The organism is Myxacorys almedinensis A, assembly GCF_010091945.1.
In the GTDB taxonomy this organism is placed as follows: domain Bacteria; phylum Cyanobacteriota; class Cyanobacteriia; order Leptolyngbyales; family Leptolyngbyaceae; genus Myxacorys; species Myxacorys almedinensis.
In genome coordinates this window covers 114,209-138,305 of sequence record NZ_WVIE01000009.1, presented here as the reverse complement: position 1 = coordinate 138,305, position 24,097 = coordinate 114,209, and the positions used below count along the sequence as shown (strand labels likewise).

The following is a 24,097-nucleotide window of genomic DNA, read 5'->3' as shown; positions in this document are numbered from 1 at the left end:
CATCGATGTTTGGTTTAATTGGTCATCTTACAAGCTTAGAACACGCTCAATCTGTCGCACGAGAACTGGGTTATCCAGAATATGCTGATCAGGGGTTAGATTTCTGGTGTAGTGCGCCGCCTCAAATCGTAGACACCATCAAAGTTACCAGTGCCACAGGGCAAACCATTGAAGGGCGTTATGTCGAGTCCTGTTTCTTGCCAGAGATGCTAGCAAGTCGCCGGATTAAAGCGGCCACCCGGAAAGTGATTAATGCGATGGCCCATGCCCAAAAGCACGGAATCAATATTACGGCGTTGGGCGGTTTTTCGTCGATTATTTTCGAGAATTTTAACTTGCAGCAAGTTCAGCAAGTCCGCAATGTCAAATTAGAGTTTGAACGCTTTACGACGGGAAACACTCACACGGCTTACATTATCTGTCGGCAGGTTGAGCAGGCATCTCAACAAGTTGGCATCGATCTGTCTCAAGCTACGATCGCAGTCTGCGGTGCAACAGGAGACATTGGCAGTGCTATCTGTCGCTGGCTAGATGCCCGTACTGATGTGGCTGAGTTGCTGCTGATTGCCCGTGACCAAGAACGCTTGCAAACCCTGCAATCTGAGCTTGGGCGTGGCAAGATTATGGGGCTAGAAGCCGCGTTACCCGAAGCCGACATCATTGTTTGGGTGGCGAGTATGCCCAAAGGCGTTGAGATCGATCCGGCCGTTTTGAAGCAGCCTTGCCTGCTGATCGATGGCGGCTATCCCAAAAATCTGGGCGTGAAGGTGCAGCATCCGGGGGTGCATGTTCTCAATGGCGGTATTGTTGAGCATTCGCTAGATATTGACTGGCGCATCATGAGCATCGTGAATATGGATGTTCCGGCGCGACAACTCTTTGCCTGTTTTGCTGAATCTATGCTTCTAGAATTTGAGAAGCTCTACACCAATTTTTCCTGGGGGCGCAATCGCATTACCGTTGAAAAGATGGATCAAATTGGGCAGGCGTCGGTCAAGCATGGCTTTCGCCCTCTACTGATTTAATGGACTAATGGGGCGGGTTGTCTACCCTTCACTATTCCCGTACTCTAGATCTATAGCGTCTTGACCCTTCTCCTCCATTGGAGCACTTTTTGGCATGGCTAATTCCTCCGATCGTCGCCCCATTTTGCTTGACTTTGAAAAGCCTTTGGCAGAGTTAGAGACCCGCATTATCCAGATTCGGGAACTTGCCGAAGAAAACGAGGTCGATGTTTCTGATCAGATCCATCTGCTTGAGGAGCGAGCGGTGCAGCTTCGTCAGGAAATTTTCAGCAGCTTGACGCCTCTGCAACAGCTTCAAGTTGCCCGCCATCCTCGCCGACCCAGCACGCTGGACTATGTTCAGGCAATTAGCGATGATTGGATGGAGTTGCACGGCGATCGCGGCGGTCATGACGACCCGGCGATGGTTGGCGGGGTAGCGCGGATTGATGGACGCCCGGTGGTGATTGTGGGGCAGCAAAAAGGGCGAGATACCAAAGATAATGTGTATCGAAACTTTGGGATGGCGTCTCCTAGCGGCTATCGTAAAGCCATGCGCCTGATGGAGCATGCCAGCCAATTTGACATGCCGATCATTACGTTTATCGATACGGCGGGGGCGTTTCCGGGGCTTGTGGGAGAGCAGGAAGGGCAGGGAGAAGCGATCGCATATAATTTGCGCGAGATGTTTCGTTTGGAAGTGCCGATTATTTGCACCGTGATCGGGGAAGGTGGATCGGGCGGCGCGCTGGGGATTGGCGTCGGCGATCGCTTGATGATGTTTGAGCATTCAGTCTATACCGTCATTAGCCCAGAAGGCTGTGCTTCGATTTTGTGGAGAGATGCTGCTAAAGCGCCGCAAGCCGCAGAAGCTCTCAAAATCACAGCCCAAGATTTGAAGACGTTGGGGATTTTAGATGAGATTTTGCCAGAGCCGATCGGTGGCGCTCATTCTGACCCCTTGAAAACCGCAGAAACCCTTAAAGCGGCGATCGTGCGACATCTTGCTGAACTCGATCAACTCACCTCAGAGCAACGATGTGACCTCCGCTATCAAAAGTTCCGGAGCTTTGGAGTCTTCATCGAAGCGGGGATGATGCCTGCACGCTAACTCCTGCTGAAATGAACGGCTTCGCGATATAATTAACAATTGTTAATGAGTTTCTTATTTCCACCGTTGCTAGATTCTCTGCAACCCTGATATTGACTAGCTTTTAAGCCAATCTAAACCTAGAGAGGACTCCTGTTTTTCCGACTTCATTCGTATCTTGTGCGATCGCTGCTGACATCCCTTTGCCCCAATCCCTTTTTCCACGTTTTCTAAGAGAAAGGGAGCCGATCTCCCTACTTTTGATCCTCTCTTTTGAAGGAGGCTAGGGTGATGGGGTTGAGTGTTGTCAGGTCAGCCCAAGAATCGATAGGTTGGACTTGCCCCTGGTTTTCTGCGCTCTGTTCTCCGTGGCGCAGTTTTTCACTCAATTTTTCACTATTGTTTCTGGATGAGTATTCATGACTCCCTCCGAACATTGTGCTCTGATTACTGGAGCAAGCAGTGGCATCGGTGAGGCAACCGCCCTCGCTTTTGCTCAAGCTGGTATTGATTTGATGTTGGTCAGCCGTTCCGCTTCTAAGTTGGAAGCGGTGGCAGAGGCGGCGCGTCAGTTTGGTGTGGAGGTGCGAACTGAGGCGATCGATTTGGCAGAGATCGATCAGGTGCGATCGCGCATCCATGCGATCGCTTCAGAGGTGGGTACGATCGATATTCTCGTCAACAATGCAGGCATGGGCTACACCGGAACCCTGATGGAGACGCCCCTAGCCGATTGGCAGCATGTGATTGATCTCAATCTCACCAGCGTTTTTCAAGTGATTCAGGGCGCACTGCCGACGCTGCGACAAAAGCATCGCAGCACCATCATTAACGTTGCCTCTGTTGCCGCCCATCAAGCGTTTCCCAACTGGGGAGCCTACTGTGTCAGCAAATTTGGGCTGTTGGCATTGTCCAAAACCCTGGCGGCTGAAGAGCGCGCCCATGGCATTCGCGTTGTAACGGTGTCCCCTGGCTCGGTGAATACCGCGATTTGGGATACAAAAACGGTGCAAGCAGACTTCGATCGCAGCCAAATGTTGACGCCTGATGTAGTAGCTCAGTCGATTCTTCATGCGGCTACGATGCCGCCTGATGCGGTTGTTGAGGAGATTCTTCTGATGCCGAATGCTGGCACGTTCTAGCGAAGGCTGGCATGGTCTAGCAACGGTAATGTTCGCGTTTTGACTTTTTGTACACATTCATTTCGACTTACTATGACTATCACTTCTCCTAATGGTTCGGATCTCCCCGATGCTAAGAAAAGCTTGGAGGCGAGACCCGATCGCAATACGCAAAACGGGCAAGAGGCGAAGATCACGCCGCCGACCGACGAGCATCTAGAAGCGATGAAAGATTCAGTGAGAACGATGCTGTTAGGCGTCGGCGAAGATCCCGAACGTGAAGGACTGCTGAAGACGCCGAAGCGGGTAGCCGAAGCGATGAGGTTCTTAACGAGTGGCTACAACCAATCGCTCGATGATCTGGTGAATGGGGCAATTTTTGATGAAGGGCACAACGAAATGGTGTTGGTGCGAGACATCAACTTCTTCAGTTTGTGTGAACATCATATGCTGCCCTTTATGGGCAAAGCGCACGTAGCGTATATCCCCAATCAAAAGGTAGTTGGGTTGAGCAAACTGGCGCGGATTGTGGAAATGTATTCTCGGCGATTGCAGGTGCAAGAGCGGTTGACGCGCCAAGTGGCAGAGGCAGTCCAGGAGATTTTAGAACCGAGGGGGGTTGCGGTTGTTATGGAGGCAACCCATATGTGCATGGTGATGCGTGGAGTCCAAAAGCCGGGGTCTTGGACGGTGACAAGCGCGATGGTTGGGGTATTTCAGGAGGATCAAAAGACGCGCGAAGAGTATCTCAATTTGATTCGCCATCAGCCTAGCTTTTGGTAGTTGGCGGTTGGGCGTTGTTAGAGGCTAGTTGACTTGAGCGCTGCGGGAGATGCTGCCCCAGGAATTAGTCACAGATGGTAGTGTTTTCATGTTTCGAGTCTTTCAACGTTTGGAATAGTTGGGCAACCTGCCTCAGGTTTTTGTCGCCTGGGGCAGTTTCAACCCCGCTAGAAAGATCGATGCCATCGGGTGAAACTAGATTTAGAGCGTCTAACACATTGTGAGGATTTAGCCCACCTGCTAGAAACCACGGACAATGAGGGCGAAACTGCTTTAGCATTGCCCAGTCGATCGTGCGTCCTGTGCCGCCTGCCTGGTCTGGATGGTAGGCATCGAGCAACAATGCATCAACCCAAGGTTCGTAAATGCTAGCTTGATTGAGATCGGCAATTGATCGGATTCGGAGGGCTTTAATGAGTTTAACATCGGGAAACGCAACGCGGAGATCATCACAAAAACGGGTTGATTCGCTACCGTGAAGTTGAACACAATTGAGATTGGCGTTTTCAACAGTCTGACAAATATCTTCAACACTAGCATTGAGAAAAACACCCACGCGATCGCAGGGCGTTTCATCGGGTAGTTGCTCGACGATCGCTCGAATCTGCTGAGGTGAGACATATCGTGGCGTGTTTGGAACGCAGATAAACCCCAGGGCGGTTGCCCCAAGAGATGCGATCGCTCGTCCTTGTTCCGGTTTTGTGATGCCGCAAATCTTGACCCCAAGTTCCATGGTTTCTTATCCCAACTCATTGAGTGATCTAAAAAATTGAATATTACCCGCGCTCTCTTGTTTGTATCAAAAATTTAACTGCTGTGTTAACTCTTAAAACAAAGTGGCATTTCTTCCCAAGAGCATAAGCATATCTCTCTATAATTCCAGGTGTTTGCAACGTTCAAGTCTGTGAACCAATTTCACAAGTTTAAGGAGAAACACCATGGTTTATTCAACGTTATTTGCGGCACTGTCGGTTGCTCCCCGCACGGCTGAATGGACACCTGCCGTAGGAATTGTCATGACCGCCTGTTGTTTATTTTCGGTAGCGATCGGGCGATTTGCCATTAAAAATCGTGGCGTCGGTCCCGAACTGCCCCTGTCTAAGCCTGACCTGTTTGCCGGTTTTGGATTACCTGAACTGCTTGGCACCATGAGCTTTGGGCATGTGTTAGGGGCGGGAGTTATTTTGGGGTTGACTAACGCAGGCGTGCTGTAGACCAAAGCCAATGAGGAGCCGATGAGGGTTACTAATGCGCGATGTACTGGTCAGTCAGCGTCGCCAAATGACTCGATAGCCGGTTTTCATCCCTCATCGCTTCTCCCCATCCTTCCCGTCTCGTCTATCCTGGAAGAAGATGCTTTAGGAAAGAGTCATGCAATCAGGTTGGCGAGTCGGATCATTACTTGGCATTCCTTTACTAGTCGATCCGTCTTGGTTCTTTGTCGTATTTCTGGTGACTCTGGGCGCTGGAGCCGAGTACCAAGCTAGATATGCTCAAGCCTGGGGCGTGCAGTTGGCTTGGGGCGTGGGATTTGCAACCGCGCTGCTGCTATTTTTGTCGGTGCTGCTCCATGAATTGGGGCATAGCCTCGTCGCCCGACTTCAAGGGATTCGGGTAGAGTCGATTACGCTGTTTTTCTTTGGTGGCATTGCCGCGATCGAGCAGGAACCGAAAACCCCAGGAAAAGCGTTTCAAGTTGCGATCGCAGGACCGCTGGTCAGCTTTAGTTTATTTCTGATTTTTGGATTGATCGGGTTTCTCGCTTCTGGGGATGAGGCTCCTCTCCAGGTTCTCTTCACTCGGCTAGCCGGAATCAATCTCGTGTTGACCTTGTTTAATCTGATTCCAGGATTGCCCCTCGATGGCGGTCAGGTGCTCAAGTCGATCGTTTGGAAAGCAACAGGCAGCCAAATTCAAGGGATTCGCTGGGCAGCCAGTTCTGGTAAATTGCTGGGCTTTGTAGCGATCGTTTGGGGGCTAGCAGACACCTTCGGCGTGACGCGATCGCTGGGTTTACCTCAGATCGGGGGTCTGTGGATTGCGCTGATTGGGTGGTTTATCGTGCAAAATGCGGCGACCTACAACCGTCTGACGGATTTGCAAGAAGCGCTGTTGAAGATTAAGTCTCAAGACGCGATGACTCGCGATTTTCGGGTGATTGATGCCGACATGACCCTGCGCCGGTTTGCTGATGATCATTTGCTCTCTGGAAATCGTGCCCCTGTCTACTATGCGGCGTCAAACGGTCGGTATCGCGGCATGGTAGATGTCGATGCTTTGCATCTGATAGAGCGCAGCGAGTGGGAAAGCAAGACCCTAGACAGCATTCTGAAGTCGCTGAGCGATGTGCCTGCCGTTCAAGAAACAACGCCGATCGTGGAAGTCATTCAGTTGCTTGAAGACAAAAATTTACCTCACATCACGGTGCTTTCTCCGGCTGAAGCGGTAGCTGGAGTGATCGATCGCGGTGATATTGTGCGGGCGTTGGGTCAGAAAATGAATTTGCCGATCTCCGATGCGATTATCAAACAAATTAAAGAAGAAGGAGCCTACCCCCCTGGTTTGAAGTTGGGTACGATCGCGCAGTCGGCAGCAGATTTGCGAGCAAAATAAGTCTCTAGTTTGTCGCGCTTTGGCTTAAAGTCTTTCACACTTCCAGTGGTTTACTAAGTGGGAGTGTGGGGTATGAGCTACAAGATCTTGTCTCTTAGTGGTGGCGGCGTGCGGGGGTTGATCACGGCTGTCTGGTTACAGCGCCTTGAGCAGAAATTAGGAACCCCGATCGCTCAGCACTTTGATCTGATAGCCGGAACGTCTACCGGAGCACTGATCGCGTGCGCGTTAGCGTCGGGCATACCTGCGATCGCAATCGTCGATCTTTACCGCACTCGTGCCAAAGACATTTTTCCAACTCCCAGAGCGTGGTGGCTCAATCGCTTTTGGCGGTTTTTGAGGCAGTTCTTCCAACCCCGCTATGATGGCGAAGGATTAGAGCGCGTCTTGCGAGACGTGTTTGGCGATCGCAGCTTTGGCGAGTTAAAGGTTCCAACGCTGATCACGACCTACGACTTGCACAGGCGCGAACCGCTGATCTTTAAAACGATCGAAGGCAGAGCAGAAAAGCATAATGGGATGCCAATTTGGGAAATTTGCAAAGCCTCGGCATCGGCTCCGGTCTATTTTCCAGCCCACCTTACCCGAATTAGAGGTCAGGTTGTGCCGCTCATTGATGGCGGTGTGGTGGCAAACAATCCGGCGGCATGTGCGATCGCGGAGGCAGTGCGAATTCACCACGATCGCGACGGTGCTGCCAGAGCCGATTTTGCTGAAGATCATGTTACAGAAGACAATTTTCGAGGCTTAAAAACCTTCGTCGTGGCATCGTTTGGCACAGGTGATGTCGCCCGCCCGATCAGCATCCGAGAATCTCAAACGTGGGGTGCGATCGGCTGGGCTTTGCCATTAATCAATGTTTTATTCGATGGTTCTGCGGATTCTGTCGATTATATTTCTCGCCAACTGCTGTCCTCAAGCGATTATTTTCGGTTTCAAACTGAGCTAGCTCCAGTGTTTGACGATATCGATCGAGCAGATGACGCTCACCTAAATGCTCTGATCCACGTTGCCGAAGCCTACTTAGCGAGAGAAGGTGATGCTCTTTTAGATCAACTCGTTGCCACCCTTCGATAGTTCCTAACCTCAGGTCTAGAGTCCTCTCCAGTTCGGAAACCCGTACACTTTCCCAAGTTGCACCTGGCTCCAAGCTCCGATAAATTAGCACTCAGGGGCAGAGAGTGCTAACTATGCTCCAAATCACAGTAGACTGGTAAACGGTCAGTTACCAGGGCTACGTGTTGGATCGGTTGGACTGCTGCTATTTAGGCAAGCCGAGTTTGCCTTTCCAGCCCCATCCTCAGTAAAACATTGATCAGTAAATATTGATCCCGTTCAAGTAGTTTGGAGAATTTGTATGGCAGCCGTAACTCTAAGCGTATCTACCCTAAAGCCGTTGGGCGATCGCGTGTTTGTCAAAGTGAGTGCCGCAGAAGAGAAAACCGCAGGAGGTATTCTTCTGCCAGATAATGCGAAAGAAAAGCCTCAAGTCGGCGAAATTGTTGCCGTCGGGCCTGGCAAGCGCAATGATGATGGTTCTCGCAGCGAAATCGAAGTTAAAGAAGGCGACAAAGTTCTTTACTCGAAGTATGCAGGCACAGACATCAAACTTGGGACTGACGAGTATGTCTTGTTGTCTGAGAAAGATATTTTGGCGATCGTGTCCTAAGTTCTAGCTCAGTGAAGGTCTGAACGTTTCACCTCTCTCGATTTACTTCCCTCCAATCTCTCAATCTACAACTGGCAGGTTATATGGCTAAGCGGATTATTTACAACGAAAATGCTCGTCGCGCTCTTGAGCGTGGCATGGATATTTTGGCAGAGGCAGTTGCGGTTACTTTAGGACCTAAAGGGCGCAACGTGGTGCTAGAGAAGAAGTTTGGCGCACCTCAGATCGTGAATGATGGGGTTACGATCGCTAAAGAGATCGAACTGGAAGACAATGTTGAGAACACGGGCGTTGCGCTGATTCGCCAAGCGGCGTCTAAGACCAACGACGCTGCTGGAGACGGCACCACAACCGCGACGGTATTAGCTCATGCGATCGTCAAAGAAGGCATGCGGAACGTGGCAGCAGGGGCAAATGCCATTTTGCTAAAGCGTGGCATGGACAAAGCCACCACCTTCTTGGTTGAGAAGATTGCGGCTCACGCTCGCCCGGTCGAAGATTCTAAGTCGATCGCGCAAGTGGCGTCGATCTCGGCTGGAAACGATGATGAAGTCGGTCAGATGATCGCTTCAGCCATGGATAAGGTCGGCAAAGAAGGCGTGATTTCCCTGGAAGAAGGCAAGTCGATGACGACTGAGTTGGAAATCACCGAAGGAATGCGCTTTGACAAAGGCTACATTTCCCCTTATTTCGCCACCGACACCGAGCGAATGGAGGCGGTTTTTGAAGAGCCGTTTATTTTGATCACCGACAAGAAAATCAACCTAGTTCAAGATCTGGTGCCTGTTCTAGAGCAGGTTGCGCGTGCTAGCCGCCCGTTGGTGATTATTGCCGAAGATATTGAAAAAGAGGCATTGGCAACTCTGGTCGTCAACCGGTTGCGCGGCGTGTTGAACGTGGCAGCCGTGAAAGCTCCTGGGTTTGGCGATCGCAGAAAAGCCATGCTCGAAGATATCGCTGTGCTAACCGGTGGCACGCTGATCACGGAAGATGCAGGGCTAAAACTGGATGCGGCAAAGCTCGACATGTTGGGCAAAGCCCGTCGCATCACAATCACCAAAGATACGACGACGATCGTAGCTGAAGGCAACGAAGCGCAAGTAAAAGCTCGTGTTGAGCAAATCCGCCGTCAGATGGAAGAAACCGAGTCTTCTTACGATAAAGAGAAGCTTCAAGAGCGGCTTGCGAAACTCGCAGGTGGGGTTGCAGTGGTCAAAGTTGGCGCAGCAACCGAAACCGAAATGAAGGATCGCAAACTCCGCTTGGAAGATGCGATCAACGCAACCAAAGCAGCCGTTGAAGAAGGTATCGTTCCCGGTGGTGGTACGACCTTGGCTCACTTAGCTCCTGAATTGGAAAGCTGGGCATCGGGCAATCTGAGCGGTGAGGAACTAATTGGCGCTCAAATTGTAGCTCGTGCGTTGACTTCTCCCCTCAAACGGATTGCTGAGAACGCCGGTCAAAACGGCGCAGTGATTGCTGAGCGGGTGAAAGAGAAGGAGTTTAATGTTGGCTATAACGCGGCGGTTGGCGAATTCGTTGACATGTTCCAAGCGGGTATCGTTGATCCGGCAAAGGTAACTCGTTCTGCTCTGCAAAACGCTGCCTCGATCGCGGCAATGGTGTTGACCACAGAATGTATTGTGGTTGACAAGCCTGAGCCAAAAGATGGCGCTCCTGCGGGTGGCGGTGGTATGGGCGGCGGCGATTTCGATTACTAATTCTGTCGCAGTTTTTTGAAGCCGCGATCGCATCTTTAACCGGGTGCGATCGCGGCTTTTTATGGAGTTTCTTACGGAAGTGTGATCTCAAACAACACCGTAGCGGGCTTGAATCACTTGATCTCAAAGTGGGCATATTAGGAGCAGTTTTTATACAGCCCCTTGCTTAGGAGATCCCCCGATGAGCATTCAAGCCTCTGATTTGCTGGAGAAGTTGCGGCAACAGTTTGATAACACCCCATATCCTAGAATTCCGCTAGAGTCCTTTCCGACCGATCCCAATCGCTTATATATTCACAGCCTTGTTACTGCCTACTATCACAGAAATCGTAAGGTCATCAGCCCAAAAAATCGCGTAATTTTAGATGCGGGCTGCGGTACGGGTTACAAATCATTAGAGTTGGCGGCTGCAAATCCGGGAGCAAAAATTGTAGGGATTGACCTGTCAGAAGAATCAGTCAAGCTTGCCCGTCAACGGTTGAAATTTCACAAGGTTGAAAACGTGGAATTTCATGCGATGCCCTTAGAAGAACTGCCCAGCTTAGGCATAGAGTTTGATTACATCAATAACGATGAAGTTCTTTATTTGCTGCCCGACCCGATCGCAGGGCTAAAAGCTATGCAGGCTGTTTTGAAACCAGATGGCATCTTGCGGACTAACTTTCACAGTTCGCTACAACGAGATGTCTATTTGCGATCGCAAAAATTCTTCAAATTAGTCGGGTTAATGGAAGGCGCTTCTTGCGAATCGGATGTAGAGCTTGTGCGCCAGACCATGGGTAACTTGAAGGATCATGTGTTTATCAAGTCCACAACGTGGCGTGCGATTTTTGAGACAGATGATGAACGGCTGTTGGTGAATCATTTACTGCAAGGTGATAGAGGGTGGACGTTACCCGAATTCTTCAAGGCACTCAGGGAAGCAGGGTTAGAGTTCATCAATATGTCAGATTGGCGCACTTGGGATTTGCTCAGTCTCTTCCGGGATATTGATGAGTTGCCAATCACCATCATCATGGGCTTAGCAGACAAATCTTATGAAGAACAATTGCATTTGTTCGAGCTTTTGCACCCGATCCATCGGCTTTTAGATGTCTGGTGTGGTCATCCGAGTGCAGCCCATAATTACACGCCAGTCAGCGAATGGACAGATCAACACTGGAGAAAGTCCTTAGTTCATTTGCATCCCCAACTGATCACTGATGCGTTTAAACAAGATTTGATTGCCTGTGTCACTGAGTTAAAAATGTTTGAGATCAGCCAGCATCTCAACCTCACGGATCGTCCCATAACAATTGATAGCTTGCTCGCGGCTTGTCTTCTGCCGCTCCTAAATGCTCCTCAAAGAATGCCTGATTTAGTAGAGCGATGGCAACAACTTAGACCGCTTAACCCCATAACTTTGGAAACAACGGATCAGAAAGACAGCTTTGAGATGGTTAAGCAACTCTTACTCCAACTCGAAACCTTGGGCTATATCTTGCTCGAATGCTCTGCCTGAGCGCTTCTCTCTAAGTCAGGAAAATCTTTCCAGCCAAGTGATATGAAAAGCAATTGCTGTGGGCAAGTTATATGCAGGCGTTAGAAGTTCAACACACCGCACCTTTAAGGAGAAATTTCAATGAAATCTGAACTCACTGCAAAGTTTCTACAACACCTCAACCGCAAAAAGAAAGACAGTGGTTTTACCCTGATTGAATTGTTGGTTGTTATCATCATCATCGGTATTTTGTCGGCTATTGCTCTGCCTTCGTTTTTGAACCAAGCCAACAAAGCAAAGCAATCTGAATCAAAAACCTACATTGGTTCGATGAACCGCGCTCAGCAAGCATTTTATCTAGAAAAAAATGCATTTGTAAGTGCAGCAACTGACTTTGGCAAGTTGGGTTTGGGCGTTGCAACCGAAACTGCTAACTACAAATACACGACAGCAGATGGTGGCGCTGCTCCCCCCGCTGTTGCGAACCTTGCCAATACGGTAGTTGCAACCGCTCCCCTTAAGACTTATGCAGGTGGTGTTTCCGTTGGAAACATTGCAGCAACAAGTGAAGCAACGACGCTAGCTTCTCTATGTGAGGCTGATGCTGCAAAATCTGGTGGCGGTGCTGATGCTGTTGTTGGTTCGCTTACCTTCAATGCTACCGCGGCTCCTGCTTGTACTGCTGGTTTCACAGCAATCAAGTAAAGAATCAAAAAGTAATTTTGCTGTAGCTTAACCAAATTAAGTAAGTTTGAATGAACAAAGTGGGTAGAGCAGTCTATCCACTTTATTTTTTTAATCTTCATTTCTGAAGTTATAAATAATACACAATTAGCCCTCTCGTTCTGCGGTTACTGGTATGCCTACGGAATCCATCACCCCAATCACTTCTCAGCATGTGCCCGCTTATCAAGCCCTGGTAGATCAACATTACGAAGTAGCGATTAGTCTCTATGAACAAGCCATTGAAGCAGAGCCAGAAGTTAGATCTTACTATTGGTATTTAGGTTTAGCACTGTTACTCCACGGTCAAGAAGCAGACGCGCAAACAATGTGGCTATTTGCCATGTCGGAAGGCGAAGAAACACAAATTGAACAATGGACAGATGAACTGATCCAGGTATTGCAAACAGAAGCAAATCGGCTAGAAGCCCTAGAAAACGATTCAATGGCTTGGGTGATTTGCCAACACATTCGAGAAATCAACCCATACCATCTTGAAAATGCGCTGCATTTAGTTGCACTCTCGATTCGGCTAGAGAAACTAACAGCAGAAGAGTTAGACGACTTGCAAATTATTTCGCGTCTTCAAGAAAATCAAACCTACAGCATTGATGAGAGGTTATTACTTCGAGTTTTAAAAAGTACTTTAGCCGCGATCGCGCCTCATCCCATCGTCATCGATTTCACAGAAGCATGTTTGCCCTATATTCAAACTCCCTCTGCACTAATGGCGGTTCTGCTGCCTGCTGCTATTCAAATTGCTTACACCATGAGGCAACCTAACATAGCCGCACAGTTATCAGAACTATACTTACGTTTAGATGCAAATAACGTCGAGATTTCAGGACATTTAGCGCTGTTTTACCAAAGTGCGCGAGAGTATGAAAAAGGAATTGCGATCGCGCGATCGCGGTTAAATTCTGTGGATGATTGGTCAGAAAAAGCGTTTTCTAGCCACCTGCTACTGCGTGGGTTGCTCAATACTGGAGGACATTGGCAAGAAGCCATCAGTGCCTTGCAACATCACGAAACTCTTCTAATAAAATTGCTTGCCGACCAGCCGACAGACTTAAACATTGTCCACACCGATCGACTTTTCAACTCTTGCTATTACCTACCCTACTTCTCTGACAACGCCGAGAAACACCGAGCGTTTCAAAACCAAATCGGTAAACTTTGTCAAGACAACATTCGGCTTCGGGCGGCGAGTCAGTGCGATCGCTACCAACGAGCAAAAACATCTCATAGTCAGCCACCAACAAAACGGCTCAAAATTGGCTATCTTTCTCACTGCATGGGCAGCCATTCCGTAGGTTGGTTAGCGCGATGGTTAATTCAGCATCACGATCGCGATCGCTTCCAAATCAACGGTTATTTCTACAATGAGCGCCTAAATGATCCACTCCAGCAGTGGTATATCAATCAGATGGAGCAGCATTGTGTTATGGGCGTTGATATCGCCAACAACAGCTTAGATTTAGCTGAAAAAATCTATCAAAACGAGATAGACATTCTCGTAGATCTTGATAGTGTCACCCTAGATCTAACGTGCGAAATCTTGTCCCTCAAACCCGCACCCATTCAACTCACCTGGCTAGGATGGGATGCATCCGGATTGCCCGCCGTTGACTATTTCATAGCTGATCCGTACGTGTTGCCCAAAAATGCTCAAACCTACTACTCTGAAAAGATCTGGCGACTTCCTCAAACCTACATTGCTGTCGATGGATTTGAAATTGGCGTTCCCACGCTCCGCCGAGATCAGTTAAACATTCCAGCGGATGCTATTACCTTTCTCAGCGCTCAGCGAGGGTGTAAACGCCACCGAGACACAGCAAAATTACAAATGCAAATTATTAAAGAAGTGCCTAACAGTTACTTCTTGATCAAAGGTTTTGCAGATGAAGACTCGATTCAGAAGTTCTTCTTTGAAATTGCTGACAAAGCAGATGTAGCAAGAGATCGACTTCGCTTTCTTCCTGATGCTCCGACAGAATCAGCACACCGAGCGAATCTAGCGATCGCAGATGTTGTTCTCGACACCTTCCCCTACAACGGCGCAACCACCACCCTCGAAACACTGTGGATGGGCATCCCACTTGTGACCCGTGTCGGAGAACAATTTGCTGCCCGCAACAGCTACACCATGATGATTAACGCTGGCATTACTGAAGGTATTGCTTGGAGCGATGCAGAATATATTGAATGGGGCGTGCGATTGGGCACTGATGCAGCATTGCGGCAGAAAATTCACTGGGACTTGCTGCGATCGCGCCAAACTGCCCCGCTCTGGAATGCCAAGCAATTCACCCGCGACATGGAAGCCGCCTATCAGCAAATGTGGGAGATTTATCAGCGATCTCATAGTGGCATGGGAATGCAATTAGACTAAAGACAACCGTTCTCAGTTCATTCACATGGGGTCTTGGGGTGCTGCGTCATGGGTTTGGGAACGATCGCGGTTGAACGGCAGAAAAAGAGAAACTTTTCAGGTGGTCATGGAACGCCCGACCCAGAATATTTACTTAGAAAGTACTTAAATTTAGGTTCGTAAGTCTGTTGCTATCACAAGCAGAACGAGATGGGTGTGATCGATATCACCTGCTCTAGAAGACTTACATCACAAGAGTTCTAGGCAATTACCATTTTGCGTTTAGGGGGTCAAGCCCCATAGGGTTAAACCGCAAAACTAAGTAACAATCAATACATGACTTGTATAGTGATTGACTACTGTTCTCCGAAGCTAGGCAACCCGAAATGGCGACTTCAATTTCGACAGGAACCCTCCTCAGACAGCGCTATCTGATCAAACAAATCTTAGGACAAGGTGGTTTTGGTCGAACCTATCTGGCGATCGATCAAGAGCGGTTTGATGAGCCATGCGTATTGAAGGAATTCACCGTTCCTTACCAAGATGACGCCCTGATCGATAAAGCGAAGACACTATTTCATCGGGAAGCAAGCACCCTTCACCAAGTTCAACACCCTCAAATTCCTCGGTTTTGGGCCGCTTTTGAGCATGAACAACGGCTTTTCTTAGTGCAGGATTTTGTGAAAGGACAAACCTACCGAGCCTTGCTGCAAGGTCGGAAACAGCGAGGGCAAGCATTTTCGGAGGCAGAAATTTTATACCTGCTCAATCACCTTTTGCCCGTGTTGAGCTACCTACACACCCTCGACATTATTCATCGAGATATTTCGCCCGACAATATTATTCTTCAGATTTCTAGCGACTCCTACGAAATTGGTGGAGCAGAGATTTCAAACGCCCGGTTGCCTGTTTTGATCGACTTTGGAGCCGTCAAAGAAGCAGCAAGTCATTGGCCTATTGTTTCGACCATTACCCGTGTGGGAAAGGTTGGCTATGCTCCGCCAGAGCAGTTGCAAACAGGAAATGTCTCGCCCCACAGTGACATTTATGCGCTAGGAGCATCTTGCTTAGTGCTGCTGACAGGTCGGGAGCCACAAAGCTTGCTCGATAGCCAGACTCTAGCTTGGCAGTGGCAACCTTACGCCCAAATGAGCGACGGGCTAGCCACGGTGTTACAGAAAATGCTAGCGCTGCATCCGGGCGATCGCTACCAATCGGCGCAGGATGTTTGGGCAGACCTCCAACCCCTGATTGAAGGTGGAGTGAAGCCAACGCTGCTCAGCCCCATGATGCCTCCCTCTGTTGAACAAGATATTGCACCTGCGGCAAGAGACAGTAGCGATTCGCAGGTCATCACCACAATTAAAACGAAACTGTTTATGGGTTCCAATCATCACGGTTTCAATCATCACAACAGTGGATTTTCAGACACACCACAAACCATGATTAAGCCAGCCACCTCTCAAAAATTAGCTAAAAAGAGAGAACGTCCACCCGGAGTTGCACAGCCGTCAGGATCTTACATCGCGATCGCAGCGAGTCTGCTGATCACAACGGGAATTGGAGCGCACCTGTTTAAGGTGACATCGCCGCTTGGCAGTAGTACTCAAGCCATCAAAGTAGAACCCGGAAAAGACGATTTGCGTAGCGCGGGATTGGTGAGCAATGGTCAGCCCAAGAAAATAGAATTTGAACCAGGCGAAATTTCTTCGGTGCAGCAAGGAAATTTGCAAGATAAAAACATGCAGCCCTACTACATTGAGGCGGCTCAAGGGCAAATTATGACCGTGACGCTAGGCGGCGCAGGCGTAGAAATGAATTTGCTGCGTGCTAACGGGCAAGCGATCGATAGCTCGGCTTACCGGAGCCACAGTTGGACGGGACAGTTGCCCGCCAATGAGGAGTACATCATTGAGGTGAATGGGTCAGGTGCCTATTCTATGGATGTCGCGATTACGCCAATTTCTAGCTCTCCATACTCTGATACTCAACTGGTAAAGTTTGCACGGGGTAAAACTTCTACTGCCGTCACCGGAGAGAGCCGGGCAAATCGAATTCGTCGTTACTTGGTTCCAGCAAAGACTCGGCAAGTGATGGCAGTTCGGGTGTTGAAAGGAGATATTAGCCTGAGTGCGATCGCGCCTAATGGTCGGCGAATTGGCGGAAGCTCAACAAATTCTCGTGACTGGCAAGGACGGCTGCCCATGGAAGGGGACTACGTGATTGAGGTGTCGTCTCCCAAGACGGAAAACTTTGCGCTGTCATTTGAGGTAAATTAGCGCCCGTTGTCAACAAACGCAGGCAAGTGGTCAACCTCAAGAACTAACGAAAGCCAAGGTAGGCAAGGTTTAGAGATGACCCATCATCACACGTCAGTTCGGGAAACTATGGCAAACTGGCTGCATAGAGCGAATGAACGTGAGTTGGGGATTGCTAGGATTTCTTCAGCGTGGTATGGCTTAGATATTTCTAAACACCACCTTTAAGCACTTAGGGGTAAGGAGCTTGTTTTGAAATCTCACCCGCTAGAGCGCGCTTTGATGTCTGACACGCTGACTCAGTATCCCTATGGGTCTCATCGTCGCGTTGTGATGGGCGCGCAGGGAGCCGTCGTCACAAGTCAACCTCTGGCAACGCTGGCAGGCATGGAGATGCTGTGGGCGGGAGGAAATGCGGTGGATGCCGCGATCGCAATGGCAATTGCTCTAACTGTTGTGGAACCGACCTCAAACGGCATTGGTTCTGATGCGTTTGCGCTGGTGTGGGATGGTCAGATGCATGGGCTAAATGGGTCAGGAAAAAGTCCGCATCAGCTTCCCCTAGAGCCGTTTGCAAATCTACCACAGATGCCCCACACAGGATGGCTGACTCCGACGGTTCCGGGCGCGGTTTCGGCATGGCAGAGCCTCTGGAAACGCTGGGGAACGCTGCCATTTGTGCAATTGTTTGAACCGGCACTGCGCTATGCAGAACAAGGATTCCCGGTGTCTCCAGAGGTAGCTAGAGCCTGGAAACGGGCAGAACGAATCTTTCTATCGCTGGCTGGCGATGCGTTTTCGCCGTTTCAAGAGGTATTTTTTGCAGGTGGGCGATCGCCTCGCGCAGGGGAAATCTGGCGGAGTCCCAATCATGCTAAAACCTTGAGGGCGATCGCCGAGAGCGAAGGAGATGCCTTCTACCAGGGAGACTTGGCGGTTGCGATCGCGCATTTTGCCACCGCTACGGGCGGATACTTTACCCCCGAAGATTTTGCAACCCATCAGGCAGAATGGGTTGAACCGATTTCAACGACCTATCGCGGCGTCACGGTTTGGGAACTTCCGCCCAACACTCAAGGCATTGCCGCACTGATGGCGTTAAATATTTTAGAAGGATTTGAGCTATCGCAATATCCGCGCGACTCGATCGAGAGTTATCATGTGCAGATTGAGGCGATGAAGTTAGCTTACGGAGATGTGCGTCGCCATGTCAGCGATCCACGTTTTATGGACGTAACGCCTGAGGCATTGTTAAGCAAAGCCTATGCGGCAAAACGTCGCGCTTTGATCGACCATACCGCTATTCCATTTCCAACCTCTGGCATGGCAACAGGGGGAACCGTTTATCTTGCGGCGGCTGATCCTGAGTTGATGGTGTCGTTTATTCAGTCTAATTATGATGGCTTTGGCAGCGGAATTTTAGTTCCTGAGACCGGAATTGCTTTGCACAATCGCGGGGCAGGGTTTTCAACCCAAGCGGGGCATCCAAACCAAGTTGCGGCAGGCAAACGCCCATACCACACGATTATTCCAGGATTTCTTAGTTACAAGCATCAGCCGATCGGTGCTTTTGGCGTCATGGGCGGAGCGATGCAACCCCAAGGACATCTGCAAGTCGTTGTAAATTTGGTGGATTATGGCATGAATCCGCAAGCGGCGTTGGATGCTCCGCGCTGGCAATGGATGGAAAAAAATCGGGTGCTGTTAGAGCCACCTCTTGTGCCCACGATCGCAACGGGACTGAGCGATCGCGCTCATCATATTCAACTGACCGCCGAACCGAGTGCCTTTGGTCGCGGACAGATTATTGTACGCTCAGGAGAAACGCTGATTGCTGCTTCAGAACCGCGTGCTGATGGAATTGCCTTAGCCCGGTAGAAAAAGCTAAAATTTCCATCAACCCTAGCGATCGCACCACCATGAGCAGATTTCGCAATCGATCGGCGCACCCAGAAAGTGAATTTTCTCGCCAAGAATCTCAAGGTCAAGGTGATTCTGCTCGCCGGGTGTCTGGCTCTGCAAAGCGTACCCTAAATGCTCAAGGACGCCCTAACATTCTTCAAGTTGGAATGCGGCAGTCACCCTGGCAGGATCTGTATTATCTGATGCTGACGATTCCATGGGTGTGGTTTTTTGTGCTGACGGTTCTTATGTATGTTGGGACGAATGGCTGTTTTGCGATCGTTTACCTGATCGGCGGCAACAACTTGACAAATGCTCAACCCGGTTCGTTTTGGGATGCTTTCTTTTTTAGTGTGCAAACGATGGCAACGATTGGCTATGGTGCGATCGCACCGAGTAATTTCTATGCCAATGTTGTGGTCTCTGTTGAAGCGATGCTGGGGTTGCTGGGGGTTGCGGTAGTAACGGGATTAACCTTTGCGCGATTAGCTCGCCCAACAGCGAGAGTATTGTTTAGCCGCGTGGCAGTCATTGCGCCTTACAATGGTGTGCCAACGCTTATGTTTCGGACTGCCAATCGGCGCGGTAATCAGATTTTAGAAGCTCGGTTGTGGCTTTCTCTAGTGCGAGATGAAGTTACCGAGGAAGGGTATACCATGCGGCGTTTCTATGATCTGAAGCTGAGCCGCGAGCATACGCCGGTGTTTAGTCTCACCTGGACGGCGATGCATCCCATTGATGCAGACAGCCCCCTGTATGGCATGACATCGGATGAATTATCGCGAGACAACACTGAGATTGTAGTGTCGCTTATGGGGATTGACGAAACTGTTGCTCAAACGATTCATGCTCGTTACTCTTACATCATTAGAGAAGTTTTATGGAATCATCGGTTTAGGGATATCTTTGTCGATACCTTAGATAGCAAAAGAGCAATAGATTTTACTAGATTTCATGACACTTTTGAGATTGAATTCTAAAGCGCTTTAGTGTTGTAAAAACTGTTGTGCGTATAAGCAATTGGAAGGAGTAGTAAGCAGGTAGGCGTTATTAAACTGAACTGAAGACCCCCACCCCAGCCTTAGGGATGAGGGCGAATTGAACGATCCATGCCGCTATTTAGCACCGGCTCCGTTTTGAGCGTTCTTTAAGCGTAGAGCACTTCCTTTGCGATCGCTAAATAGCTTTGCCGCTCTGCAAATCCGTTTAAGCCACCGTTGATCGTGCGAGTCACCATTTCAACATCATCAGCATCTGCAAACTGATTTAAATTGTTTTTCTGCCAAAACCAACCTGCACTCAGACAGGCTAAATCGTCGTTTGTCAAAAGAGCAGGATTGTTTAATAAATCGACCCCAAGATCTTGTCCACAAGCATCGTAGTTTGTTCTACCCGTGATCTGGATCAATCCTCTTCCTTTATAACGACGACCATCCCCTGGTTCCGTGTTGCCAATATCCGTTCGACCTTCGAGGTAGTCACCCGCATCAATTTCTTCCACGTAATGGAAAGAACCAGACTCGTGAATTAACTGCGACAGAAAATGAGTTTCTCGCAGAGGAGTTGTAATATCGTATTCTGCCATCGTTAGGATGAGATGGGGATACAAGCGTTTGATGCGTTCTGAAGAAGCGTAGGGAGCCATCTTCATCAACTGCTCGACCGTAATTGCTGGCAGCGCTGTGGGTGGAAACATATCAGCGTAGGGCTGATTTGCCGCTCTAGGTGGAAGGTTTAGCAGCGATCGCAGGGCATCATCTACCCAGCCATCTTGGGGTTGGAAGGTATCGCCCTTAATATTCATGACCAATTGCTTGATGCGATTTGCGGTTTTGACCCGTCCGACACTAATAGACGAATTGGGAAAACTGCCCTTGAATGGGTCGCGATCGCTCGGTCGGGTAGGCAAATTGCTCAACTGTCGCAGCAGGGCATCGGCTTGAAAATCGGCAGGCTGAAGGGTGTCTCCTGTAAATTCTGTAACACTGTGATGCAACCGATGAGCCGCTTGTTTGCGCCAGATGATGAGTTGTTGGGTAGATGGCATAGTCCGTCCCTGTCTATAGGCATTTTCCCCTAATGTGCCCTAGCAGAATCGAGATTGATCACACGATTTCAAAATTCGTGAGTTAGAATAAACCGTAATTTCCCGTAGAAGGGATGAAGAGGAGTAAGTTTAGAGGGTTCAGCCGAGGCATCGCACGCTTGGTTTAAAGGATCTAAACCTTTTGGAAGATACTCAATCTATGAGAATCTGTTACAAGGTTTAAACAAATCTTTTAGCATCTCTCATATAACAGGGCAAATCTTAAAATGGAAACCAAAAAACGGCGGGCTTTTATTAAGTTTCTGAAAGAAGAATTGGCGCTACCGACTTCAGCGATCGACCTGGCTGTGCGGCATGGCGATTCTAGTAGCGCTCAGTTGCCCCATCTACCCATGATTCTTTGGCAGTACGGGCTGATTACGATCGCTCAACTCGATCAGATTTTCGATTGGATGGAGCAGGCATAAACTCATTCAGTACACCTTCAGCGCTTGGTGCTCTAGCGGTACAGCTTGCCGTTGCGGATCTGCACTACCGGATGGTCAGACAGGCGAATCAGGTTTTCATCGTGGGTTGTGACAACGACTGTGATGCCAAGCTGATTGAGTTTCTTTAAGATTTTGATCACTTGCCAAGAATTATCAGGATCGAGGTTGCCGGTCGGTTCATCGGCTAGCAAGATGGGGGGAGTTGCTACGATCGCACGGGCGATGCTAACCCGCTGCTGTTCTCCACCCGATAGCTCTTCAGGGAAGCGATCGGCTTTATCGGTTAAGCCCACCATCTTCAGAGCAGGCTGCAAACGCCGCTCAATTTCTTGACGAGTGTAGCTCTGTGCCCACAGCACAACCGAGATGTTTTCTGCCACGGTGCGGCGGGGAATTAGCTTGTAGTCTTGAAACACAATGCCAATACGCCGACGCAGCATGGAAAGTTGGTTGCCTCGCAATTGATGGGGACATTCTTTGTGAACGATGATGTCGCCATTGGAGGGATGCTCATCGCCATAAAGCATTTTCAGCAAGGTCGATTTTCCTGACCCAGAGGGTCCTGTGATGAACAGAAAATCGCCTTTTTTGATATCCAGATTAATGTTGACTAGAGCATGGCTGCCATTGGCATACACTTTGCTGACCTGCCGCAGTTGAATAATGCTCTCAGCCCGTTTAGGTTGCTCGGCAGAGGGGGGTTGGAGAGGAGCTACGGGGGGATGGGTTAGAACGTGAGTCATGGTGAGGTAGAAAAAGGGTAGCGATGAAAAGCTAGAGATAAAACACCCTAGAGGAACCGGAAACTCGCGGTTGTTCATCTTTTACACCAAACTTTTCTCGCAAACGTCTGGGGACTTACTGAGGGATGTTGCCCCCTACCTGGCAGGCTTCTCAAGATTTACGGATACTGACCGGGTTGCGTTTTGTGAAGCGATAGACTAGCGATCGCCACGCAAATTTGGGCAGGGCAGACATGCGCCGCCAGCGCCATGGCTCTTGATAGAGGCGGTAAACCCACTCTAAATGGTTGTCACAAAACCATTTTGGGGCGCGGGCTTTTGTTCCTGCCCAGACATCAAAGCTGCCGCCTACGCCAATCCAAACCGAGTTGGGGCACATGTAACGATGCTGAGCGATCCAAAGTTCCTGTCGAGGAACGCCCAAGCCTACGTAGATCAGTTGAGGCTGCAAGACCTTGAGCCGTTCCAGGAAAGCGGGTTGGTCGTCAGGGGTGAGATAGCCGTTTTGCACGCCTACGATCGCGATTCCGGGTGCCTTCTGTTTCCAAACCTCAGCCGCTTTTTCCGCCACTCCGGGCGCACCGCCAAAAAAGAAAATTGACCAGGGCGGGGTAAACTGGTGCGATCGCATCAACAACTCTGCCGAAAGCTCAATGCCAGGGCAGCGATCGACATGCCGTCCGTGCAGCTTGAGGTATAGCACAATTCCGGCTCCATCCGGAATCACCAGTTCGGCAGTGTGAATCATTTGGGCCAATGTTGGGCTGTGTTCTGCCTGCATTGTCATTTCGGCATTGAGGGTAATGACATGGCAGCCAAGCCGTTGCTGGATGCGATGGGCTAACCAACTGGGATAGTCGTTCAACAAATGAACCGGCAAACCCAATACAAAAGAAGGACTTGAGTCTGATGAAGTTGGATACGTCACGGGACAACACTCACGAGTTCAAAACCAGATTATCTCGATGTACAACAGTTTCCGCGCCAGCATATCCCAAAATGTTGGGAATGTCTTCTGAACGTCGCCCTTGAATTTTTTGCAGTTCGGCGCTGGTGTAATTGACTAAGCCTCTGGCGATTTCTTGCCCAGTGCGATCGCACAGCCTCACCGCATCCTGGCTGTCAAATTCTCCTTCTGTGTGGATAATGCCTGCCGCTAAGAGAGAGCGCCCTAATTGGCGAATAGCGTTCACGGCTCCGTCGTCTAAAATGAGCGTCCCAGTGGGAATCAAGCCGTGAGCAATCCAGCGCTGACGGGCATTGATTGGGCGCGGCTGTGGCTCAAACTGAGTGCCGATCGACTCTCCAGCAAGAATTTTGAGTAGATTCTGGGGCGATCGTCCTTGGGTAATCACCGTTCTCACGCCTGCATCCGTGGCAATTCGGGCTGCCGAAATCTTAGTAATCATGCCTCCCGTACCCCAAGCCGTGCCTGACGTTCCGGTGTTCACGCTGGCTAGTTCTTCGATGCGCTGGACTCGGATGATCGGTTCAGCATCAGGATTGCGGCGGGGATCGGCAGAATATAAGCGATCCACATCGGTGAGCAAAAAGAGCCAATCTGCATCGACCAGACCCGCCACCAGCGCCGACAGCGTATCATTGTCGCCAAACTTGAGTTCTTCAACTGCCACCGTATCATTTTCATTGACAATCGGCACAACGCCCAACTGCAACAAGGCTTGAAACGTTTGATAGGCATTGACATAACGGCTTCGTTCTACCAGGTCACCCCGGGTGAGCAGAACTTGGGCGATCGGCTGTTGCATGGCTGTAAAGAGGTCGTCATAGATTCGCATCAACCGCCCTTGACCCACGGCAGCGATCGCTTGTTTAAGCGCGATCGCTTTGGGTCGCTCGGTTAAGCCCAATCGCGCACAGCCCACCCCAACCGCCCCAGACGACACGAGAATCACGCGATGTCCATGGTGCCGCAAAGTGCACAGCACTTCGATCAGCGATGCGATCGTGGAAAGAGCCAACTGCCCCGAATCCGATTGAGTCAGGCTAGACGTACCAATTTTTATGACCAGCGTTTGAGCCATCACCCGCCAATATCACCTAACGAAGGTTGCGTTAACCAT

Annotated in this window: 21 protein-coding genes; 16 read left to right on the top strand and 5 right to left on the bottom strand. The window is 49.7% G+C overall.

Annotation, left to right across the window (positions count from 1 at the left end):
* Positions 1 to 5 precede the first annotated feature (5 nt).
* From GS601_RS09905 to folE, 4 genes are all read left to right on the top strand, one after another.
* Positions 6 to 1,025, top strand: a complete 1,020-nt coding sequence (locus GS601_RS09905) for a long-chain acyl-[acyl-carrier-protein] reductase (protein WP_162423111.1) — start codon at positions 6 to 8, stop codon at positions 1,023 to 1,025.
* A 94-nt stretch (positions 1,026 to 1,119) separates the two neighbouring features.
* Positions 1,120 to 2,115, top strand: coding sequence for an acetyl-CoA carboxylase carboxyltransferase subunit alpha (locus GS601_RS09900; protein WP_162423110.1), 996 nt, complete (start codon positions 1,120 to 1,122; stop codon positions 2,113 to 2,115).
* Between the two features lie 398 nt (positions 2,116 to 2,513).
* Positions 2,514 to 3,236: an SDR family oxidoreductase gene (locus GS601_RS09895; RefSeq protein WP_162423109.1), complete on the top strand. Its 723-nt coding sequence runs from the start codon at positions 2,514 to 2,516 to the stop codon at positions 3,234 to 3,236.
* A 72-nt stretch (positions 3,237 to 3,308) separates the two neighbouring features.
* Positions 3,309 to 3,998, top strand: coding sequence for a GTP cyclohydrolase I FolE (gene folE / locus GS601_RS09890; RefSeq protein ID WP_162423108.1), 690 nt, complete (start codon positions 3,309 to 3,311; stop codon positions 3,996 to 3,998).
* 64 nt (positions 3,999 to 4,062) lie between these two features.
* On the opposite strand, the gene GS601_RS09885 is transcribed toward folE, so the two are convergent.
* Complete coding sequence (locus tag GS601_RS09885) at positions 4,063 to 4,731, bottom strand: phosphoribosylanthranilate isomerase (protein ID WP_162423107.1); 669 nt, start codon at positions 4,729 to 4,731, stop codon at positions 4,063 to 4,065.
* Positions 4,732 to 4,936: 205 nt separating this feature from the next.
* On the opposite strand from GS601_RS09885, the gene psaK reads away from it, so the two are divergent.
* The 11 genes from psaK (at position 4,937) to GS601_RS09830 (ending at position 19,715) form a co-directional block, all read left to right on the top strand.
* The gene (gene psaK / locus GS601_RS09880; protein WP_162423106.1) at positions 4,937 to 5,212 is read left to right on the top strand and encodes a photosystem I reaction center subunit PsaK; all 276 of its coding nucleotides are present in this window, start codon (positions 4,937 to 4,939) and stop codon (positions 5,210 to 5,212) included.
* Between the two features lie 157 nt (positions 5,213 to 5,369).
* On the top strand, positions 5,370 to 6,611 hold the full coding sequence (locus tag GS601_RS09875) for a site-2 protease family protein (RefSeq protein WP_162423105.1): 1,242 nt from the start codon (positions 5,370 to 5,372) through the stop codon (positions 6,609 to 6,611).
* Positions 6,612 to 6,683: 72 nt separating this feature from the next.
* Entirely contained in the window at positions 6,684 to 7,688 is a 1,005-nt protein-coding gene (locus GS601_RS09870) for a patatin-like phospholipase family protein (RefSeq protein ID WP_162423104.1), read from the top strand.
* A 280-nt stretch (positions 7,689 to 7,968) separates the two neighbouring features.
* Complete coding sequence (gene groES / locus GS601_RS09865; RefSeq protein ID WP_162423103.1) at positions 7,969 to 8,280, top strand: co-chaperone GroES; 312 nt, start codon at positions 7,969 to 7,971, stop codon at positions 8,278 to 8,280.
* Positions 8,281 to 8,363: 83 nt separating this feature from the next.
* Entirely contained in the window at positions 8,364 to 10,001 is a 1,638-nt protein-coding gene (gene groL / locus GS601_RS09860; RefSeq protein WP_162423102.1) for a chaperonin GroEL, read from the top strand.
* A 181-nt stretch (positions 10,002 to 10,182) separates the two neighbouring features.
* A complete protein-coding gene (locus tag GS601_RS09855; protein ID WP_162423101.1) occupies positions 10,183 to 11,502 on the top strand; it encodes a class I SAM-dependent methyltransferase in 1,320 nt (439 codons plus the stop codon).
* A gap of 120 nt (positions 11,503 to 11,622) precedes the next feature.
* On the top strand, positions 11,623 to 12,186 hold the full coding sequence (locus GS601_RS09850; protein WP_162423100.1) for a type IV pilin-like G/H family protein: 564 nt from the start codon (positions 11,623 to 11,625) through the stop codon (positions 12,184 to 12,186).
* Between the two features lie 154 nt (positions 12,187 to 12,340).
* Positions 12,341 to 14,596 carry an O-linked N-acetylglucosamine transferase, SPINDLY family protein gene (locus tag GS601_RS09845; protein WP_162423099.1) on the top strand — a complete coding sequence of 752 codons (2,256 nt, stop codon included), beginning with the start codon at positions 12,341 to 12,343 and terminating at the stop codon, positions 14,594 to 14,596.
* Positions 14,597 to 14,961: 365 nt separating this feature from the next.
* Complete coding sequence (locus tag GS601_RS09840; protein WP_162423098.1) at positions 14,962 to 16,854, top strand: serine/threonine-protein kinase; 1,893 nt, start codon at positions 14,962 to 14,964, stop codon at positions 16,852 to 16,854.
* A gap of 231 nt (positions 16,855 to 17,085) precedes the next feature.
* The gene (locus GS601_RS09835) at positions 17,086 to 18,711 is read left to right on the top strand and encodes a gamma-glutamyltransferase family protein (protein ID WP_238393185.1); all 1,626 of its coding nucleotides are present in this window, start codon (positions 17,086 to 17,088) and stop codon (positions 18,709 to 18,711) included.
* Positions 18,712 to 18,752: 41 nt separating this feature from the next.
* The gene (locus tag GS601_RS09830) at positions 18,753 to 19,715 is read left to right on the top strand and encodes an ion channel (protein WP_162423097.1); all 963 of its coding nucleotides are present in this window, start codon (positions 18,753 to 18,755) and stop codon (positions 19,713 to 19,715) included.
* Positions 19,716 to 19,882: 167 nt separating this feature from the next.
* On the opposite strand, the gene GS601_RS22875 is transcribed toward GS601_RS09830, so the two are convergent.
* The gene (locus tag GS601_RS22875; protein ID WP_202924988.1) at positions 19,883 to 20,782 is read right to left on the bottom strand and encodes a glycoside hydrolase family 19 protein; all 900 of its coding nucleotides are present in this window, start codon (positions 20,780 to 20,782) and stop codon (positions 19,883 to 19,885) included.
* Between the two features lie 266 nt (positions 20,783 to 21,048).
* Here GS601_RS22875 and GS601_RS09820 point away from each other — a divergent pair, with 266 nt between their 5' ends.
* Positions 21,049 to 21,249 carry a DUF2949 domain-containing protein gene (locus GS601_RS09820; protein WP_162423096.1) on the top strand — a complete coding sequence of 67 codons (201 nt, stop codon included), beginning with the start codon at positions 21,049 to 21,051 and terminating at the stop codon, positions 21,247 to 21,249.
* Positions 21,250 to 21,281: 32 nt separating this feature from the next.
* Here the strand turns inward: GS601_RS09820 and ftsE are convergent, their stop codons facing one another.
* From ftsE to proB, 3 genes are all read right to left on the bottom strand, one after another.
* Entirely contained in the window at positions 21,282 to 22,091 is an 810-nt protein-coding gene (gene ftsE, locus GS601_RS09815) for a cell division ATP-binding protein FtsE (protein WP_238393184.1), read from the bottom strand.
* Between the two features lie 73 nt (positions 22,092 to 22,164).
* Positions 22,165 to 22,941 carry a WecB/TagA/CpsF family glycosyltransferase gene (locus GS601_RS09810; protein WP_338017005.1) on the bottom strand — a complete coding sequence of 259 codons (777 nt, stop codon included), beginning with the start codon at positions 22,939 to 22,941 and terminating at the stop codon, positions 22,165 to 22,167.
* 10 nt (positions 22,942 to 22,951) lie between these two features.
* The gene (gene proB, locus GS601_RS09805) at positions 22,952 to 24,058 is read right to left on the bottom strand and encodes a glutamate 5-kinase (RefSeq protein WP_162423095.1); all 1,107 of its coding nucleotides are present in this window, start codon (positions 24,056 to 24,058) and stop codon (positions 22,952 to 22,954) included.
* Positions 24,059 to 24,097 lie beyond the last annotated feature (39 nt).

What these genes read in the sequence shown, in the direction of transcription:
- GS601_RS09905 (WP_162423111.1), top strand. Translation starts at nt 6, where the DNA reads ATGTTTGGTTTAATTGGTCATCTTACAAGCTTAGAACACGCTCAATCT.
- GS601_RS09900 (WP_162423110.1), top strand. Translation starts at nt 1,120, where the DNA reads ATGGCTAATTCCTCCGATCGTCGCCCCATTTTGCTTGACTTTGAAAAG.
- GS601_RS09895 (WP_162423109.1), top strand. Translation starts at nt 2,514, where the DNA reads ATGACTCCCTCCGAACATTGTGCTCTGATTACTGGAGCAAGCAGTGGC.
- folE (WP_162423108.1), top strand. Translation starts at nt 3,309, where the DNA reads ATGACTATCACTTCTCCTAATGGTTCGGATCTCCCCGATGCTAAGAAA.
- GS601_RS09885 (WP_162423107.1), bottom strand. Translation starts at nt 4,731, where the DNA reads ATGGAACTTGGGGTCAAGATTTGCGGCATCACAAAACCGGAACAAGGA.
- psaK (WP_162423106.1), top strand. Translation starts at nt 4,937, where the DNA reads ATGGTTTATTCAACGTTATTTGCGGCACTGTCGGTTGCTCCCCGCACG.
- GS601_RS09875 (WP_162423105.1), top strand. Translation starts at nt 5,370, where the DNA reads ATGCAATCAGGTTGGCGAGTCGGATCATTACTTGGCATTCCTTTACTA.
- GS601_RS09870 (WP_162423104.1), top strand. Translation starts at nt 6,684, where the DNA reads ATGAGCTACAAGATCTTGTCTCTTAGTGGTGGCGGCGTGCGGGGGTTG.
- groES (WP_162423103.1), top strand. Translation starts at nt 7,969, where the DNA reads ATGGCAGCCGTAACTCTAAGCGTATCTACCCTAAAGCCGTTGGGCGAT.
- groL (WP_162423102.1), top strand. Translation starts at nt 8,364, where the DNA reads ATGGCTAAGCGGATTATTTACAACGAAAATGCTCGTCGCGCTCTTGAG.
- GS601_RS09855 (WP_162423101.1), top strand. Translation starts at nt 10,183, where the DNA reads ATGAGCATTCAAGCCTCTGATTTGCTGGAGAAGTTGCGGCAACAGTTT.
- GS601_RS09850 (WP_162423100.1), top strand. Translation starts at nt 11,623, where the DNA reads ATGAAATCTGAACTCACTGCAAAGTTTCTACAACACCTCAACCGCAAA.
- GS601_RS09845 (WP_162423099.1), top strand. Translation starts at nt 12,341, where the DNA reads ATGCCTACGGAATCCATCACCCCAATCACTTCTCAGCATGTGCCCGCT.
- GS601_RS09840 (WP_162423098.1), top strand. Translation starts at nt 14,962, where the DNA reads ATGGCGACTTCAATTTCGACAGGAACCCTCCTCAGACAGCGCTATCTG.
- GS601_RS09830 (WP_162423097.1), top strand. Translation starts at nt 18,753, where the DNA reads ATGAGCAGATTTCGCAATCGATCGGCGCACCCAGAAAGTGAATTTTCT.
- GS601_RS22875 (WP_202924988.1), bottom strand. Translation starts at nt 20,782, where the DNA reads ATGCCATCTACCCAACAACTCATCATCTGGCGCAAACAAGCGGCTCAT.
- GS601_RS09820 (WP_162423096.1), top strand. Translation starts at nt 21,049, where the DNA reads ATGGAAACCAAAAAACGGCGGGCTTTTATTAAGTTTCTGAAAGAAGAA.
- ftsE (WP_238393184.1), bottom strand. Translation starts at nt 22,091, where the DNA reads ATGAACAACCGCGAGTTTCCGGTTCCTCTAGGGTGTTTTATCTCTAGC.
- proB (WP_162423095.1), bottom strand. Translation starts at nt 24,058, where the DNA reads ATGGCTCAAACGCTGGTCATAAAAATTGGTACGTCTAGCCTGACTCAA.